At 48.0% G+C, this 839-nt stretch carries 2 protein-coding genes; both read left to right on the top strand.

Annotation, left to right across the window (positions count from 1 at the left end; translation table 11 throughout):
* A partial coding sequence (locus R7E78_RS25575; RefSeq protein ID WP_318058536.1) for an ATP-binding protein occupies positions 1-452 on the top strand: 452 nt, incomplete at its 5' end.
* 72 nt (positions 453-524) lie between these two features.
* A partial coding sequence (locus R7E78_RS25580; protein ID WP_411913770.1) for a superoxide dismutase occupies positions 525-839 on the top strand: 315 nt, incomplete at its 3' end.

The following is an 839-nucleotide window of genomic DNA, read 5'->3' on the forward strand; positions in this document are numbered from 1 at the left end:
AGCCAATAGAAAGTTTGTGGGAAGAGATCATTAAAGATGCGCAGTTTGAAGCCGAGCAAATGGGTAAAACACTCCGCTATTCAGAGATCCCTGAGCGACATATCTCAGGCAACCCAAAACTGTTGATGAGCGCGGTAGAAAACATCATCCGCAACGCGATTTATTACGGAAAAGATGAAGTGCAGATAGACATTCAAGACAAGACTGACACACTGACGATTACCGTCGATGACAACGGTGATGGTGTGCCGGATGAAGAGTTAGATGCGATTTTCCGTCCATTCTATCGTGTGTCTACCGCTCGTGATCGTCACTCTGGTGGCACAGGATTAGGGTTAACCATCACAGAAAGTGCGATTCGTCAGCACAGCGGTACGATAGCCGCGAGCGGCAGCCCACTGGGAGGTTTGCGCGTCTCCATCACGCTGCCTTTAGTTAAAGTAGGCAAATAACCCTACAAGATCTCAGTTGATAATGATTTTCATTAACACTAGAGTAAATCCTCCGATTAAGGAGGATTTACTATGTCACATACATTTCCCGCTCTGCCTTACCCATACGATGCGTTAGAGCCATACATCGACGCAAAAACCATGGAAGTGCATTACAGCAAACACCACAAAACTTACTTCGATAAATTCGTCACCGCCGTGCAAGGCAGTGCTCTTGAAACACAATCGCTAGACGAAATCTTCGCAGCCGTTTCGCAACATAGCCCAGCCATTCGCAACAATGGCGGCGGCTACTACAACCACATCCTTTACTGGAATTGCATGTCGCCAGAAGGCGGCGGTGAACCACAAGGCGCACTCGCGCAAGCCATCAACGACAAGTTTGGT

The organism is Vibrio sp. YT-19(2023) (assembly GCF_033337395.1).